Annotated in this window: 19 protein-coding genes; 7 read left to right on the plus strand and 12 right to left on the minus strand. The window is 68.3% G+C overall.

Annotated elements, in window-relative coordinates; genetic code table 11:
* The first annotated feature begins 81 nt into the window (after window positions 1-81).
* Window positions 82-510, plus strand: coding sequence for a large conductance mechanosensitive channel protein MscL (mscL, locus tag GGR24_RS13350; RefSeq protein WP_183396020.1), 429 nt, complete (start codon window positions 82-84; stop codon window positions 508-510).
* A 183-nt stretch (window positions 511-693) separates the two neighbouring features.
* Here the strand turns inward: mscL and GGR24_RS13355 are convergent, their stop codons facing one another.
* The gene (locus tag GGR24_RS13355; RefSeq protein WP_343066254.1) at window positions 694-1,461 is read right to left on the minus strand and encodes a PhyR family response regulator anti-anti-sigma factor; all 768 of its coding nucleotides are present in this window, start codon (window positions 1,459-1,461) and stop codon (window positions 694-696) included.
* Between the two features lie 250 nt (window positions 1,462-1,711).
* On the opposite strand from GGR24_RS13355, the gene GGR24_RS13360 reads away from it, so the two are divergent.
* Window positions 1,712-2,287, plus strand: coding sequence for a sigma-70 family RNA polymerase sigma factor (locus GGR24_RS13360; protein WP_343066255.1), 576 nt, complete (start codon window positions 1,712-1,714; stop codon window positions 2,285-2,287).
* 2 nt (window positions 2,288-2,289) lie between these two features.
* Here the strand turns inward: GGR24_RS13360 and GGR24_RS13365 are convergent, their stop codons facing one another.
* Window positions 2,290-2,553 carry a NepR family anti-sigma factor gene (locus GGR24_RS13365; protein ID WP_183395871.1) on the minus strand — a complete coding sequence of 88 codons (264 nt, stop codon included), beginning with the start codon at window positions 2,551-2,553 and terminating at the stop codon, window positions 2,290-2,292.
* A 231-nt stretch (window positions 2,554-2,784) separates the two neighbouring features.
* Between GGR24_RS13365 and GGR24_RS13370 the strand changes: the two genes are divergently transcribed.
* Window positions 2,785-3,120, plus strand: a complete 336-nt coding sequence (locus GGR24_RS13370; RefSeq protein ID WP_183395872.1) for a hypothetical protein — start codon at window positions 2,785-2,787, stop codon at window positions 3,118-3,120.
* Window positions 3,121-3,227: 107 nt separating this feature from the next.
* Window positions 3,228-4,259 (plus strand): ATP-dependent DNA ligase, encoded by a 1,032-nt coding sequence (locus tag GGR24_RS13375; protein WP_183395873.1) that lies wholly within the window; start codon window positions 3,228-3,230, stop codon window positions 4,257-4,259.
* Between the two features lie 15 nt (window positions 4,260-4,274).
* Here the strand turns inward: GGR24_RS13375 and GGR24_RS13380 are convergent, their stop codons facing one another.
* Window positions 4,275-4,631: a hypothetical protein gene (locus GGR24_RS13380; RefSeq protein ID WP_183395874.1), complete on the minus strand. Its 357-nt coding sequence runs from the start codon at window positions 4,629-4,631 to the stop codon at window positions 4,275-4,277.
* A gap of 130 nt (window positions 4,632-4,761) precedes the next feature.
* Here GGR24_RS13380 and GGR24_RS13385 point away from each other — a divergent pair, with 130 nt between their 5' ends.
* Window positions 4,762-5,094, plus strand: a complete 333-nt coding sequence (locus GGR24_RS13385) for a hypothetical protein (RefSeq protein WP_183395875.1) — start codon at window positions 4,762-4,764, stop codon at window positions 5,092-5,094.
* 25 nt (window positions 5,095-5,119) lie between these two features.
* Here GGR24_RS13385 and GGR24_RS13390 read toward each other — a convergent pair whose 3' ends face one another.
* The 6 genes from GGR24_RS13390 to GGR24_RS13415 form a co-directional block, all read right to left on the minus strand.
* Complete coding sequence (locus GGR24_RS13390; protein ID WP_183395876.1) at window positions 5,120-5,506, minus strand: response regulator transcription factor; 387 nt, start codon at window positions 5,504-5,506, stop codon at window positions 5,120-5,122.
* 98 nt (window positions 5,507-5,604) lie between these two features.
* Window positions 5,605-6,267 carry a response regulator transcription factor gene (locus GGR24_RS13395; RefSeq protein ID WP_183395877.1) on the minus strand — a complete coding sequence of 221 codons (663 nt, stop codon included), beginning with the start codon at window positions 6,265-6,267 and terminating at the stop codon, window positions 5,605-5,607.
* Window positions 6,233-8,179 carry an ATP-binding protein gene (locus GGR24_RS13400; RefSeq protein ID WP_183395878.1) on the minus strand — a complete coding sequence of 649 codons (1,947 nt, stop codon included), beginning with the start codon at window positions 8,177-8,179 and terminating at the stop codon, window positions 6,233-6,235. The genes GGR24_RS13395 and GGR24_RS13400 overlap by 35 nt, the downstream gene beginning before the upstream one ends.
* 214 nt (window positions 8,180-8,393) lie before the next feature.
* Window positions 8,394-8,639, minus strand: coding sequence for a hypothetical protein (locus GGR24_RS13405; RefSeq protein ID WP_183395879.1), 246 nt, complete (start codon window positions 8,637-8,639; stop codon window positions 8,394-8,396).
* Window positions 8,640-8,820: 181 nt separating this feature from the next.
* Window positions 8,821-9,483: a response regulator gene (locus GGR24_RS13410; RefSeq protein WP_246398430.1), complete on the minus strand. Its 663-nt coding sequence runs from the start codon at window positions 9,481-9,483 to the stop codon at window positions 8,821-8,823.
* Entirely contained in the window at window positions 9,483-11,003 is a 1,521-nt protein-coding gene (locus GGR24_RS13415; RefSeq protein WP_183395880.1) for a sensor histidine kinase, read from the minus strand. The genes GGR24_RS13410 and GGR24_RS13415 overlap by 1 nt, the downstream gene beginning before the upstream one ends.
* 181 nt (window positions 11,004-11,184) lie before the next feature.
* Here GGR24_RS13415 and GGR24_RS13420 point away from each other — a divergent pair, with 181 nt between their 5' ends.
* Window positions 11,185-11,670, plus strand: a complete 486-nt coding sequence (locus GGR24_RS13420) for a cupin domain-containing protein (RefSeq protein ID WP_183395881.1) — start codon at window positions 11,185-11,187, stop codon at window positions 11,668-11,670.
* Between the two features lie 51 nt (window positions 11,671-11,721).
* The gene (locus tag GGR24_RS13425) at window positions 11,722-12,483 is read left to right on the plus strand and encodes an alpha/beta fold hydrolase (protein ID WP_183395882.1); all 762 of its coding nucleotides are present in this window, start codon (window positions 11,722-11,724) and stop codon (window positions 12,481-12,483) included.
* Between the two features lie 103 nt (window positions 12,484-12,586).
* Here GGR24_RS13425 and GGR24_RS13430 read toward each other — a convergent pair whose 3' ends face one another.
* Genes GGR24_RS13430 through GGR24_RS13440 form a run of 3 tightly spaced genes read right to left on the minus strand, consistent with a single transcriptional unit; the run spans window position 12,587 to window position 14,804 of the window.
* Entirely contained in the window at window positions 12,587-13,414 is an 828-nt protein-coding gene (locus GGR24_RS13430; RefSeq protein WP_183395883.1) for an ABC transporter substrate-binding protein, read from the minus strand.
* A complete protein-coding gene (locus GGR24_RS13435) occupies window positions 13,387-14,103 on the minus strand; it encodes an ATP-binding cassette domain-containing protein (protein WP_183395884.1) in 717 nt (238 codons plus the stop codon). Before GGR24_RS13435 ends, GGR24_RS13430 begins: the two co-directional genes overlap by 28 nt.
* The gene (locus GGR24_RS13440) at window positions 14,103-14,804 is read right to left on the minus strand and encodes an ABC transporter permease (RefSeq protein WP_183395885.1); all 702 of its coding nucleotides are present in this window, start codon (window positions 14,802-14,804) and stop codon (window positions 14,103-14,105) included. The genes GGR24_RS13435 and GGR24_RS13440 overlap by 1 nt, the downstream gene beginning before the upstream one ends.
* Between the last annotated feature and the right edge of the window lie 19 nt (window positions 14,805-14,823).

A 14,823-nucleotide genomic window follows, 5' to 3' on the forward strand; every position in this document is an offset into this window, starting at 1 on the left:
GATCCCATCGCGGCGTCAATAACCTCTAGCGGGGGAGAGCCCGGCTTGTCATCGGCCGAGGAGGAGAGCGACACAATGTCGATGGTCCAGGAATTCAAAGAATTCGCCATGAAGGGCAACGTCGTCGACCTCGCGGTCGGCGTCATTATCGGCGCGGCCTTCGGAAGGATCGTGGAGAGTCTCGTCGGCGACGTCTTCATGCCGATCGTCGGCGCCGTGATCGGCGGGCTGGACTTCTCGAACTATTTTCTCCCGCTTTCCTCCGCCGTCACCGCCTCATCGTTGGCTGACGCGAAGAAGCAGGGCGCCGTGCTGGCCTATGGCGAGTTTCTCACGGTGACGCTCAACTTCCTGATCATCGCCTTCATCCTGTTCCTGCTGATCAAGGGCATCAACAGGATGAAGCGGAAGGAAGAGGCCAAGCCCGCGGCGGCGCCGGAGAAGCCCGAGGACGTCAAGTTGCTGAGCGAGATCCGCGACATACTGGCGGGCGCCTCGGCGCGCGTCTGACGGCTGGCGGCGGGCTTGCCCCGTCCGACGGGCACGTATCGTCCGCCGCGGAATGCGACAGCCGCGGACGATATGGGCTGGCCAGGTCCCGCCTGGCGAGCCGCATGCGCGCGAGTTCAAGCGTGCAGTCTTCCGCGCCTCAGCGCGGACCGCCCCTGAGACGACGCCGCTCGACCGTCGGAGTCAGGCGAAGAACAGCGCCTGGCTGACGGTCGACTTGATCATCGCAGGCGAGAACGGCTTGGTGATCAGGTAGATCGGCTCCGGCCGGGCGCGCGCCAGCAGCCGCTCCGGGAAGGCGGTCACGAAGATCGCCGGCGTCGGACGATCCCGGAAGATCTCGCGGACCGCATCAACCCCGGAATCGCCGTCGGAGAGGTTCAGATCGGCGAGAACCAGACCGGGCGCGTCACGGGCGGCGAGCTCGAGCGCCTGCTCGCGGCTGGCCGCGACGCCGGTCACGCGATGGCCGAGGTCGCTCACGATGTGGCGGAGATCCCTCGCGATCGCCCATTCATCCTCGATGATGAGAATGTCGGTCTCCAGCGTGCGCTCCACGTCGCTCTGAGCCTCGTGCGCCAGCCGGAGAACATCGCTTCCGCTCAACCGCGTGACCTCGCTGGCGTCGGCGACGCTCAGCCGCTCGACCGCGAGCAGCAGCAGCACCGATCGCTGCGGCAGCGGCAGATTCTGCAGCCGCGCATCCGCCGGCGGGCGGAACTCGGTGGAAGGCGCCGCCGGTCCAGGCAGCCCCAGGTCGCGCAGCGCCGCATACAGGGCCTTGAGAAGCTCGCGCCGCGGGTCGCGGCGGATCGCGAGGCTGTCGCCTGCCACCAGGAGCTCGCGCAGCGCCTCCTCGATGAGGAGGTCAGCATGATCCTGCCGCCCGAGCAGCATCCGCGCATGACGTCGAAGGTACGGCAATTGCCGCGTCAACTCGCCCATATCCATTGGTCGACGCTCCTCTTGGGCCTGAGACCAGCCCTGACCGACGCATGTTTTGCTGGTCGCCCGGAGCGCGTCACGTCGCCGTTGGCGGAGCGCTCGCAGACCTGCACCCTTGCACGGAAGTGGGCGCCCGACTACCCCGGAATCACGGCCGGGAACAAAGCCCGCGCAAATCCGTTCCGCCTCCGCCTCGTGAGACGGGGGCGCACGGCCAGTTTCGCGCGGCCCAGAGACACCGGCGTAGGTGCCAAGAGTGACGGACAATCCGGCGGCTACGGAGCCTCCCAACGCGGGCGAGCAGGCGCGGGAGCCGTCTGCGCCGTCGCGCGACGCCAAATCCGATCTCGCGCGGTCGGTGACGGATCTGATCCCCGCGCTCCGCGCGTTCGCCCGCTCCATGACGCGCGACGTGACCGAGGCTGACGATCTCGTTCAGGAGACGCTGGTTCGCGCGCTGGCGAACATCCACCAGTTCGCGCCCGGCACGAACCTCAAGGCCTGGCTCTTCACCATCCTGCGCAACACCCACATCTCCTTGTCGAAGCGGCGCAGCCGCGAACGAAACATGATGTCGGAGACCGCGCCGGAGGATGTCGGGGCCGCCGCCTCGCAAGCCTGGCTGCCGGCGACCTCCGCTCTGCGGTCCGCGGTGGAGCAGCTGCCGGAGGAACAGAGGGAGGCGCTGATCCTGATCGGCGCGCTCGGCCTCAGCTACGAGGAATGCGCCGAAGTCTGCGGCTGTCCGATCGGTACGGTGAAGAGCCGGCTGAACCGGGCTCGGGCCAGGCTGGCGACGCTGCTCGACGCCACCACCGCGGACGAGATCTGACGTCAGTCGGCCCGCGTCTCGCCGGGTTGCGGCGCGGGGGCCTCGTCGTCCTCGGAGCGGTTCTGCGCGAGCATCGACTCAAGGCGCGCAGCCAGGTCCTGGAGCCGCTCGGGCAGTTGCTCCTCCACCACGCTGCCGAAGACCCGCTTCAACTCCGCTCCCAGCGCGCGCTGGCGGGCGATGCCGTCGTCCTCGGTTTCGTCGCCTTGCATCATGGTCATCTCTTCAACCGAGAGCCCCTCGGTAGCCGCCGGCGCCGCCGTCATTCGATGTTGCTCCGACCGGCGAACTGGCGTCCGGTTGTGCAGGCCGCGAATGAACGCATGAAGCGCCACAACGTCAGAATGTTCCTGCGCCCGCGCTTGCGCTGCGTCAATCGCCAGATAGCGCCGGCCATCTAGCGTTCTAACGTGGAGACGCTATGTTCTGCTTCCTCGCGCTCCGCGAGCAACAGGTTCCATCGTCCGATGCTCGAAACGGTCTGTGCGGACAAGGCTGTGTTGATCTGCGACGGCGAAGAGGCCGGAGCGGTCGACTACTCGATTTCGGTGCGACGCGACGCCGCCTCGAGGCGCAGCTCCGCCTCCGGGTACCTGCTCGCCCGCGGCGAGACGCTTGCGGCCTGCGGCGCCTGTCAGACTGCGGCCATCGACAGCGGCCACTTCGGCAGGCTGCTGATCCGTCTGAACCGGATCGAGGGCGCGCGGGTCGATTTCGAGGTGATGGAGCCGTCGCTTGCGCTGCGGATCGACCCGCCTCTGGCGCCGGACCTCACGAGCCCCGAGGAGCCCGAGGTTCTTCCGTCGTTCCGCGCGCTCGACGCGGACTGGTAGCTCCGACCCGGACGGCACGGCCCTTTCTTCACCTCGTAGGGCCGACATCCCGGGCACAGCGCCGCCGTCGTCCTTGAAACGACGGCTGCCCGCGCGAGAACGCAGGGATGACCGTCGCGCCCGCCGCTCCTCCGGAAGAGCAATTCGGCGTTCCCCTGACGACGCCTCCGATGGAGGCGCGCGCCGCGGAAGCGCTGCCTGAGGGCGAGGGTTGGCGATACGAGCCGAAATGGGACGGCTTTCGCTGCCTCGCCTTCAAAGCCGGCGATGCGGTCGAGCTCAGGGCGAAATCCGGCAAGCCGCTCGGCCGCTACTTCCCCGAGGTCGTTCGGTTCCTGCGCAGCCTGAAGGTCGATCGCTTCGTGCTCGATGGCGAACTGGTCATCGAGATCGACGGCCGCCTGTCATTCGATGCGCTTCAGATGCGGCTGCACCCGGCGGAGAGCCGGATCCGCAAGCTTTCGGCCGCGACGCCAGCGCAGCTGATCCTGTTCGACATGCTGGTTTCTCCGGACGGCGGGTCTCTTATCGCCCAGCCCCTCGCGAAACGCCGGCTCGAGCTCGAGAGGTTTGCGGGTCTCTTTCTGAAGACGCCTGACGTGAGCGTTTCGAGGTTCACCGACGATCCAGACGAAGCCGGGCGTTGGCTCGCTGACGCCGGACATGGCGCGACCGATGGAGTCGTCGCCAAGCGCCTCGACGGGCCCTACGCGGCCGGCGAGCGGGCGATGGTGAAGGTCAAGCGCCTGCGCACCGCGGACTGCGTCGTCGGCGGCTTCCGGTACGAGAGCGCGGGACCGCTGGTCGGCTCGCTGCTGCTCGGGCTCTATGATTCCGTGGGGCGGCTGGATCACGTCGGCTTCACCTCGACGATCTCCAACGCCGAACGGCCGGAGCTGACCCGGCGGCTCGAGGCGCTGCGCGAACCGCCGGGCTTCACGGGCCGCGCGCCGGGTGGGCCCAGCCGCTGGAGCAACGAGCGAAGCGGCCAATGGGAGCCGCTGAGACCGGAACTGGTCGTCGAGGTGCGCTTCGATCACGTCACCGGCGACCGGTTCCGCCACGGGACCAAGCTGCTGCGGTGGCGGCCGGACAAATCGCCCGGCCAGTGCCGCATGGAGCAGATCGCTCCCGGGTGACGGCGCCCCGACAGGTCAGCTCTGCTCCCCCCTGTCGAACACCGGACCGTCGCGGTCAGCGGCGTCGTTCTCCCGAACATCCTCGGCGACCTGACGCACGGCCTCCTCGATCTCGTCGAGCCCGTCGTCGGTCTCGATCGCGCCGGAGCCGGAAGTATGGAAGTTCGTCCGCTCGCTGGCCGGCTCGCCCCCGAAGCTTTTCTCGCGGATCTCGTCTTCCCTGACGCTTTCGATGTCCGACTGTTCGCCGTCATCATCCGGAGCGACGCGCCCGGTGGCGGACTCCAGAATGGCGCGATCGCCCGGGTCCGTCTGCGACGTGTTGGCGTAGGGGCTCGTGGGCTCGGGCGGGTCTCGATCCAGTCGTGCCATGAGGCGCCTCCTGATTTTCTGTCCCCGGAACAACAGACGAGGCGCCGCGCCCGTTCCGGAGATCGTTCCCGCCATGATCCGGCCAAGCTTGGGAGGCCACTCTCTGGACGGGGCAATCGAGGTTCTCGTCATGCGTCGTCTGATCGCGCTTTCGCTTCTCTCCGGAATGGCCGCAGCGCCCGCCTTCGCCGCCGATGTTCCCGAGAGCTACTATGAGCGTCACAGCTACGAGCGGGCGCCGCTCGAGCGCGAGACCGTGGTCGAGGAGCCGGCCTGGCGCAGCGTCACGATCGAGGAGGAGGAGCCGATCGAGGAGCGGGTGATCGTGCGGCGGCCCCCGCCGGTGGTGGTCCGGCGCGCCCATGTCGAGGAGCTTCCGCCCGACCATGACTGGCGCCACGTCCGACGTGACCGGCCGTTCGTCGAGGAAGAGATCACCCGCTACGACGGGCCGCGCTGGTAGCCCGAGCCGCAGATTCGGCCGCAACTCAGGGGCGAGGATCGCCCGGCCGGCCCAAGGCGTCCTCGATGCAGCGAATGATCGTGGCGCCATCGGAAGGCTTGGTGAGGAAGCAGTGCGCGCCGTTCGCCATCACCCTCCGACGCACGTCTTCCGTGGGAAACGCGGTCATGAAGATGATCGGGAAGCGGCGTCCGCTCGAAACCAGCACTTCCTGCAGCCTGTCGCCGGTCATCACGGGCATCTGGACGTCGGCGATCATGCAGTCGGGCTCATCTCCCGGCCCATGAGCGAGGAAGTCGCCCCCGGAGCAATAGGTCCGGGCATGGTAGCCCAGCGATCTCACGAGACTGGCGAGCGAGGCGCGAACGCCGTCGTCGTCGTCGACGATCGCGATGATCGGCGCCTCGGCCATAACATCCTCTCGCATCCTTGGGATGCAGCGTAAGGTACTCAGTTAGGGTTCGAGCCTAGGCGCGTCCAATCGGGCCGGGAATCATACACTAGTGTGCCTTACGAAGACTGCGGCCGGGAGAGGCCGAGCGCCTCCGCCATCCGGACCAATTCGGCCAAAGACTTGGCCTTCATTTTCCGCATCGCGTTGCCGCGGTGGATCTTTACGGTGATCTCGCTGAGGCCGAGTTCGCCCGCCACCTGCTTGTTCATGAGGCCTGAGGTCACGTATCCCATCACCTCGCGTTCGCGGGCCGTCAGGCTCTCGTAAAGCGACTTCAGATCCGCTTCCGCCGCCTGTTCCCGCCGTCGGCGCGCGTCGCGTTCGATCGCGCTCATGACGGCGTCGAGCATGTCCTGGTCCCTGAACGGCTTCGCCAGGAAGTCGATCGCGCCGGCCTTCATGGCGCGCACGGACATCGGGATGTCGCCATGCCCGGTCATGAAGATCACCGGAAGATCGACGCCCGAGGCCGCGAGCTGTTGCTGGAAGTCGAGCCCGCTCACGCCCGGGAGCCGCACGTCGAGGACGATGCAGCTCGGGTTGTCGGGCACGGGACGGCGCAGAAGGTCGGCGGGCGATCCGAACAGCTCCGCGTCGAGGCCGACCGAGCGAAACAGGCTGCCGAGCGCGTCGCGGACGCCGGCGTCGTCGTCCACCACCAGAACGACCGGCTTCGCCGGGCGCTCATCCTTCGAGCCGCTGCTGCCTTGCCGGATCATCTTGAGACTCTGTGGGGGCGGCCGGGAGCGTGAACGTGAAACGGGCGCCTTCGCCCGGCTCGCTCTCGACAGAAAGTTGACCGCCGTGAGCTTCGACCGTCGACCGGCAGATCGCAAGACCCATGCCCATGCCGTCCTGCTTGGTCGTGAAGAACGGCTCGAACAGTCTCGCGGCGTCTTCCTGCGAGATGCCGGGGCCGCTGTCCTGGACGCTGATCCGGATGTGCTCGGGGCCTTCGGCGCAGGCCTGCACGGAAAGGCTGCCGCCACCCGTCGCGAGCATGGCCTGCGCGCCGTTCACGGCGAGATTCACGAGGACCTGCTGCAGCTGCACCCGGTCCCCGACGATCGTCGGAAGCTTGGGGTCGATCGCCAGCCGGAGCGTCACGCCTGAGGTCATGAGCTGCCGCTCGACCAGGAGCATCGCGTCCTGGACCAATTCGGAGACGTCGAGCAGATCGCGCCTGATGGGCCCCTTCTTCAGAAACGACCTGATGCGGCCGACGATCGCGCTGGCGCGCTTGCCCTCGTCGATCGCGCGCGTCAGCGCCGTGGAGACCTCTTCGAGGTCCGGCTCCTTGCGCCGGAGCCAGCGCAGCGCCGCCTCGCCATTGGTCACGATGGCCGCGAGCGGCTGGTTGACCTCGTGGGTTATCGAGGCGGTCAACTCGCCAAGCGTGGCGACGCGGGCCGCGTGGGCGAGCTCCGCCTGGGCGGCCATCAGCGCGTGCTGAGCGTTGTTGCGTTCGGTCACGTCCACCACGAAGGCGAGGACCTCGCCATCCATGCTCTCGTCAGCGTCCGGGAAGGTCAGTCCGAAGATGACCGGAACGCGCCTGCCGCCCGCCGCGCGGATTTCGGTCTCGCCCTCGAAGAACCTGTCGCCGCGACAGAATGCGATAAGGGAGGCCGCGAAGGTCTGATCAGCCTCGCTCAGCACAGTGTCAAGCGATCCCGCGAAGCGGGCAGGGCTGTCGGCCCCGGCGATCTCGAGGAACGCCGCATTGACGTCGGTGATCGTCACCAATGCTTTGGCGCGCGCCACGAAATCAGGATCGCGCTCGATCTGGCCCGGGAGGTCGGTCTCGCCGTCCGCGATCCGGCGCTTCAGTTCCGCCCGGAGCGCCGACCAGTCCTCCTGCAGCAGGCCGACCCGGCTGGCGTCGAAGATCCGCCGGAAACGACGCTCGCTCTGGGCCAGCGCCATGTGCGAGGCTTCGCGCTCGGTGACGTCACGGTGCGTCTCGAGCACCCGGTCCGGCTGGCCAGGGCCGCTGCGCTGCAGGACCCAGCGGCTTTCGACGATGATGGTCGCGCCGCTTCGGGTGCGCTGACGCAGCATCCCCTCCCAGCGTCCCGTGCGAAGCAACTCCGCCTCGATCTCGTCGCGGCTCGTCGGATATTCCGTCGCGAGCAGATCATCCGCCACCCTGCCGACGGCCTCCTCGGAGGTCCAGCCGTAGCAATTCTCGGCGCCGCTGTTCCAGAATCTGATCACCCCCTGCGCGTCGCGGACGAAGATCATGTCGTGCGAAAGATCGAGCAGCTGCGCCTGCTCGCGAAGCCTCGCCGTCGCCTTCCGGTTCTGGATGGCGAGGAGGGTCGCGATGCCGATCGCCGAGAAGCTCGCCAGCACCCGCAAGGTCGGGGAGCCGACGTGACCGAAGCCATGCATGACGACATAGGCGAGCGCCGTCAGAGCCACGCTCGCCGCGGAGGCGGCCAGAAGATCCGGCAGCGAGATCCTCGCCGCGACCAGGATGACGATGACGTAGAGGACGGCGACCGCGCCCTCGAGGGGCGTCAGGACGTCGACGAGGAACACCCCCAGGGTCAACACGAAAGCAAGCGCCCGCAGGGCCGCTGCTTGATCAAGCCGCGGCGTCGCGGGCTCCGTCGTGCTCGTCGCCACCACTTGCGCCCCCGATTGCTTCGCCGCTCTCAGCCGAGCGCTCGCATTTGCCCATGCTCCCCGCAGCGAGCCTGGAATGTCGCCTGATGCTTTGGAAAGAGACAGTGGAATCTACGTCTCGGCCGCGGCCAGGCCGCGGATCTTCTTGACCGCCGACGCCCGTCGGTCAGCCGGGACCCGGTCCGCGTGAGCTGCGGACCGGGTCCGGGCGACGTCAACCATTGTTCTCGTCGGCGTCCCAGGTCGTCGGATCGTAGCGATGCGACTGGCCCTGGTCGCCCGTCCGGATCATCTTCTTGAGCCGCACCGGAGCGACGTGCTCGGCCGCCTTGGGGGCGTAGCTCATGGCGGCCGCCGGACGCTGCGAGTGCATGCGGGACCAATCCTGCGCGGAGGGTTCGGCGAACGCGGCGGTGGAAACGAGGCTGGCCAGCGCGGCGGCGATCATCATGGTCTTCATTGTACGTCTCCATCATCTTTGTTTCGAGGCGCCAACCGCGGCGTCTGCTGGAGACATATTTGGATTTTCGCGGCGATCTTTTTATTGAACAATGAGGTCGCTGCTTCATACCCTCGTATGAGGGCGCTTTCCGGCTTTTCGCCATCGAATTCCAAGCTCTCGAAGCGCCGCAAGCGGCTCTTCACCTGGGCCCGGTCTCCGCCAGCGGCGACACCACGCCGTTGCGCATGCAATAATAGACAAGGTCAATGTCGGACGAGACGCCGAGCTTCGTCTTCACGGCGTAATGGTAATTCGCGACAGTCTTGGCCGTGAGGTTGAGCGCGCTCGCGATCTCTTCCGTCGACTTCGCGTCGAGCAGCATCCGCAGCACCTCGAACTCTCGCGGCGACAGCCGCTCGAGCGCGGACGCTTCCTCCTCCAGCCGGGTCGCGGCGAGGGCGGCCGAAATCTCCGGACAGAGAGCCGTGCGGTTCCGGGCGACGCTCCGCACCGCGCCGGCCAGCAGATCCGGCGCGCTGCTCTTGGTCATGTAGCCCCTGGCGCCCGCGCGGAACGCCTGGAGGGCGTAGCTCGAATTGGCGTGCATGCTGAACACGAGGATGCGCGCATGCGGGTCCCACTGGCGTATCTGCCGGATCACGTCGATGCCGCCGCGGCCGGGCATGCTGATGTCCATCACGACCACGTCGGGCGCGCTCTCCTTGTAGAGGCAATAGGCGGCTGCGCCGTCGCCTGCGTCCGCGACCACGTTGATGCCGTCCTCCTTCTCCAGGAGCCGCCGGTAGCCTTCGCGCACGATGGCGTGGTCGTCGACCAGCATCACCCTGATCGAGACGCTCATCAGGCTCGCTCCCGCTGACCGAGGCGGACAGAAAAGCTCGCCCGCAACTCGAAGCCGCCTTCGGCCCGCGGGCCGGCGGTGAAATCGCCGCCGAGCGCATAGACCCGCTCGCGCATGCCGATGAGGCCGGCGCCCGTCAGCGGATCGGACGAAGGGGCGCGGCGCAGGCCCAGTCCGTCGTCCGTGATCCGCAACTCGATCGACCGCGAGCGTTCTCCCCCAGAGGAGGACGCTTCCGGGCCTTCGCGCAAGACGACCTCGACAGTCTCGGCGGAGGCGTGACGGGCGGCGTTGTTCAGACCCTCCTGCACGATCCTGTAGATGTGAGCGGCCGCCTCCGCCGGGACGTCCTCGAACCGGCCCTCAGGATGGAACGTGAAACGCGTGCGCCCCGCCGCCAGCCGGGCCTGACCGGCGACCAGTTCCCGGAGGCTCGTGAGCAGGCCGAGATCATCGATCTCCGGGGGCCGGAGATTGGCGAGCGTCTCGCGCAGCGACCGCATCGCGCTCGACGCCAGCGCGACCAGTTCGCCGCTCTCCCTGGACGCCTCGGGCGCCTTCGCCGCGACCGTCTTGCCGATCGACGCCGCCACGCAGCTCAGCGCCGTCAGCCGCTGCGCGATGTCGTCGTGGAGTTCGCGGGCGATGAGCCGTCGCTCGCGCTCCTGCGCGTCGACCAGCCTGCGGGCGAGTTCGGCGCGGTCCGACGTGGTCGCCTGAAGCTTTCGCGCCAGGCCGTTGAACACCGACGCGATCCGCTGAAGCTCGTAGAGGCGGAAGGCGGGCAGTCGGCTCGACAGGTCGCCTTCCGCCAGGCGGCTGATGCCGGCGAGAATTTCGGTCGTCGGCCGCAGCGCATGGTCGACCACGAAGTATACGAGCAAGCACAACGCGCCGATCATCGCGACCCACAGGCCGAGGGTCCGGGTCAGCTCAGTCCAGGCGCGGCCTGCGACCACCGCGGGGTCGATCGTGGCGCGGATCACGCCCCAGGACTGGCCGCGATGGACAAGCCGGCGCTCGGCGACCGACTGGTCGAAGAACAGCGCCCGGTAGGCGTCCACGAACCAGCCGGGCGGGCTCTCGGCTCGCTCGTCGCTGCCCACGCAGCTCGCGTTCCGGATCGCCCCGTCGGCTCCCAGCAGCCGCACGCATTGGCCAGGTCCGAGCGCGAACTTCAGGACCGACTCCCAGTCGGGAAACCGCTCCACGAGATCGAGCCCCCGCGTGATGCGGATGATCTGGACCCGAAGCTGCTTCTCGACCGCTTCCGCGGCGTCCTCGTTCTGCCGCCGCGCATCGCTCGCCACCCCATGTGCGGCCAAGATCGCGCCGGCCGACAGGCAGAGCAGCGCGACGATGACGATGCGTCGGACCAGCGCCCATTTGAGGTCGAGGCTCCGGGCTCGCTTCAACTCGGAAGCAACGTCGAGCGCGGCCGCCGCGGCCGCGCTCGACGTTGCGGCGGCCTGCAGCCATCGCGCCTGCGGCGCTCTCAGGAAAAATGCCCAAGGGTTCATGTGCGGATCGCCATTCCAAGCCGGCCCGGGACCCTCACTATAGGGTCGCCCGATCATAGAGCCTTTGACTAAAGGCGACGCAAGCTCGGGATGACGGGAAGTCATGACGCGCGATCGCAAGGTCGCCGATCGACATTGCGCGCTCTCTTGAGTGAGCGCCAAAGCATTGGAGGGTTTGCCTGTGAGACTAGCGACCGGTTTTGCGGCCCTCGCGGCGGCTGTTGCGCTATCCGGCGCCGCAGTGGCGGACTCCTCCGCCCACAAGCAGATGATCGCCATTTCGGACGCGGCCGCCGTCCAGTGGAAGCCGGCTCCGGCCGCGCTTCCGAAGGGCATCGAGATCAGCGTCGTGATGGGCGACCCCGAGAAGCCGGGGCCGTTCGCGCTCAGGCTCCGGATCCCGGCCGGGACCACGATCGCCCCGCACACGCATGCGACCGACGAGACGGTCACCCTGCTGTCAGGCAGCCTCGTGCATGACATGGGGGAGAAGATGGTCGAGAGCCGCGGCCAGGCGTTCGGGGCGGGCGGCTTCCTCTATCTGCCGGCCCTTATGCCCCACTCGCTCTGGACCAAGGACGAGGCCGCGGTGATCCAGGTGAACGGCACTGGCCCGTTCGGCCTGAACTACGTCAATCCCGCGGACGACCCGAGCAAGGCCCGCTGAGGCGGCTGCGCGGTCCCCATAACGGAAGTCACGGCCGAAAAGGGTTCAGCCATGGGACTGTTCAGGCTCTCGCTTTCGCTGGCCGGAGGGGCGCTGCTGGCGATGGCGGCGCTCGCTCCCGGCTTCGCCGCGCCGATCAAGAACGTGGTCATCGTCCATGGCGCGCTGGCGGACGGCGCCGGATGGCGCAAGGTCCACGACCTGCTGCGGGACAAGGGCTACCGCGTCACGGTCGTCCAGCCCCCGATGACCTCGCTCAAGGACGACGTCGACGCCGCCCGCCGCATCCTCGATCTGCAGGACGGCCCGTCCGTGCTTGTGGGACACAGCTATGGCGGCATGGTGGTGACCCAGGCCGGCTCGGCGGAGAACGTCGCCGGGCTGGTCTATATCGCGGCGTTCCAGCCCGACGAGGGCGAGAACCTGCTGGACCTCGCGGGCCGGATGCCGCCGGCCACCACCGGCATAAAGGCGACGCCCGACGGCTATCTGTATCTCGACCCCAAGGTCTATCCCGCAGACTTTGCGGCCGACGTCCCGCTTGCCGAAGCGACCTTCATGGCTCACTCCCAGGTCTTGCCGGCCAAGGCGAGCTTCGAGGCCAGGATCACGCAGCCGGCCTGGAAGACGCGCAAGAACTGGGCCCTGATCGCGACCGAGGACCGCGCGATCAACCCGGACCTGATGCGGATGATGGCGAAGCGGGCGGGCAGCACGGCGATCGAGGTGAAGTCGAGCCACGCGCCCTTCCTGTCTCAGCCGGAGGCGGTCGCGGGGCTGATCGAGACGGCCGCCAACGCGCTCGCCCAATGACCGGCCGGCGCCGGAGGCGTTCTGCGGCGCGATCCCGGCCTCGCTCGACCTGCGGCGCACATATCGCCCGGAAGGCGACGACGTCTGCCTGGATGCCGCCCGGCTAGTTCGCGGCGTTCGGGAAGAACAACTGCTCGCCGCCGATCTTGTATGCGGCGATCGCGTCCTGGCCGTCTTTCGAGATCAGCCAGTCGACGAACGCCTGGCCCTCCTTGACCTTTACGGTCGGGTGCTTTTCGGGGTTCACGAGCATGACGCCGTACTGGTTGAAGAGGCGCTTGTCGCCTTCGACCAGGATCGTGAGGTCGCCCCGGTTCTTGGAGGAGAGCCAGGTGCCGCGGTCGGCCAGCAGGTAGGCGTTGCTGGCCGAGGCCGTGTTCAGCGCGGGGCCCATGCCCTGGCCGACGTCGCGGTACCACTCCCCGCGCACGGCCGCGAGGTCCACGTCCGCGTTCTTCCAGAGACGGAGTTCGGCGTTGTGCGTGCCGGAGCGGTCGCCGCGCGAGACGAACGGGGCCTCCGCGGCCGCGAGCTTGCGGAAGGCTTCCAGCACGTCGAGGCCTTTGACGCCCGCGGGGTCGTCCTTTGGCCCGATCAGCACGAAGTCGTTGTACATGACGTCGTGGCGGGCCTTGGCGAAGCCCTCGGCGAGGAACTTCTCCTCAGCCGGGCGGTCGTGGACCAGAACGACGTCCGCATCCCCGCGCCGCGCGACGTCGAGCGCCTGGCCCGTGCCGAGGGCCACCACCTTCACCTCGATCCCGGTCTTGTCCTTGAAGAGCGGGAGGATGTGCTTGAACAGTCCGGACTGTTCGGTCGACGTCGTCGAGGCGACGATGATCGAGGCCGGCTCCGCCAGGACGAGTTGCGGCCCAAACCCGAGGGCGGCGATGAGTCCGAACGTCAGGACGCCGCGGCGAAGAATGTCCAAGGCAGTTCTCCCTTGATGTAGGCCTGAGCTTCCGCCGATCGCGGCGACGTCAGCACCGCCCGGGTGGGCCCGTGTTCGACGGCGCGGCCGCGCGACAGCACCACCACGTCGTCGGCGAGCCGCACGACCTGTCCGAGATTGTGCGAGACGAGCACGACCTTGGCGCCGCGGCGGCTGATCTCGTCGACGAGCCCCTCGGCGAGTTCGGTCGCGGCCGGATCGAGATTGGCCGTGGGCTCGTCGAGCAGCACGAGGTCCGGCTCGATCGCCCAGGCGCGGGCGAGGGCGAGGCGCTGCTGCTCGCCGCCCGAAAGCAGCGTGGCCGGGTGATCGGCGCGGGCCGAGAGGCCGAGCCGGTCGAGCGCGGCGCGCGCCCGCGCCTTGCGCTCCGCGCGCGTGATCCGCAGCGGCGTCAGCGCCAGCTCGACATTGGCGGCGGCGCTGGCTCGCACCAGGACGGGACGCTGGAACACGAAGGCGCGTCGCGGCGGGCGCTGGCCGGAAATCCGGACCGAGCCGGAATTGGGCGCGACGAGGCCGTCGATCACCCGCAGCGTCACGCTCTTTCCGGCGCCGTTTGGGCCGATCAGCGCGGTCACGCCGGTCGGCGGAAGTTCAGTGGTCAGGCGATCGAGCACGGTCTTGCCGTTGAACGCGACCTCGACCTTGTCGAGCGTGATCGCCGCCATCACGCGCTTCCATAGGCGCGCGCGGCGTAGCCCCGGAGCCCGAGCGCGGCGGCGTTGATCGCGACCACCAGCGCGATCAGGACAAGGCCCAGCGCGAGCGCGAGGCTGAGATCGCCCTTCTGCGTCTCGAGCGAAATCGCCGTCGTCATGGTCCGGGTGTAGCCGTCGATGTTGCCGCCCACGACCAGCACGGCGCCGATCTCGGAGACCAGCCGTCCGAAGGCGGCGAGCGCGACCGTCACCAGCGAGAAGCGCACGTCGTAGATCACCACGGCCGAGCGCCGGACGGCGGAGAGGCCGAGCGAACGCAGCTGGGGGCCAAGATTGGCCTCGGCGTCCGCCACGATCTGCCGCGTCAGGGCGGCGATCAGCGGCGTGGCGAGCGCGGTCTGCGCCACGATCATAGCGGACGGCGTGAACAGCAGGCCGGCGGCTCCGAGCGGTCCGGAGCGCGACAGAAGAAGATAGACGAAGAGGCCGACCACCACCGGCGGGAGGCCCATGAAGGCGTTGAGCAGGGCGACCACCGCCCCCCGGCCGGGAAACCGCGCCACAGCGACCAGCGCGCCCAGAGGCACGCCGAGCAGAAGCCCGACGCCGACCGCAGCCAGGCTGACGCGGAGCGACAACGCCGCGATCGAGACCACGTCGCGGTCGAGCGTCGCCAGCCGGAAGATCGTCTCGTTGAACGTATCGAGCATGGACGCCGAACTCCTCTTC

The organism is Hansschlegelia beijingensis (genome assembly GCF_014196425.1).
Lineage (GTDB): Bacteria > Pseudomonadota > Alphaproteobacteria > Rhizobiales > Methylopilaceae > Methylopila > Methylopila beijingensis.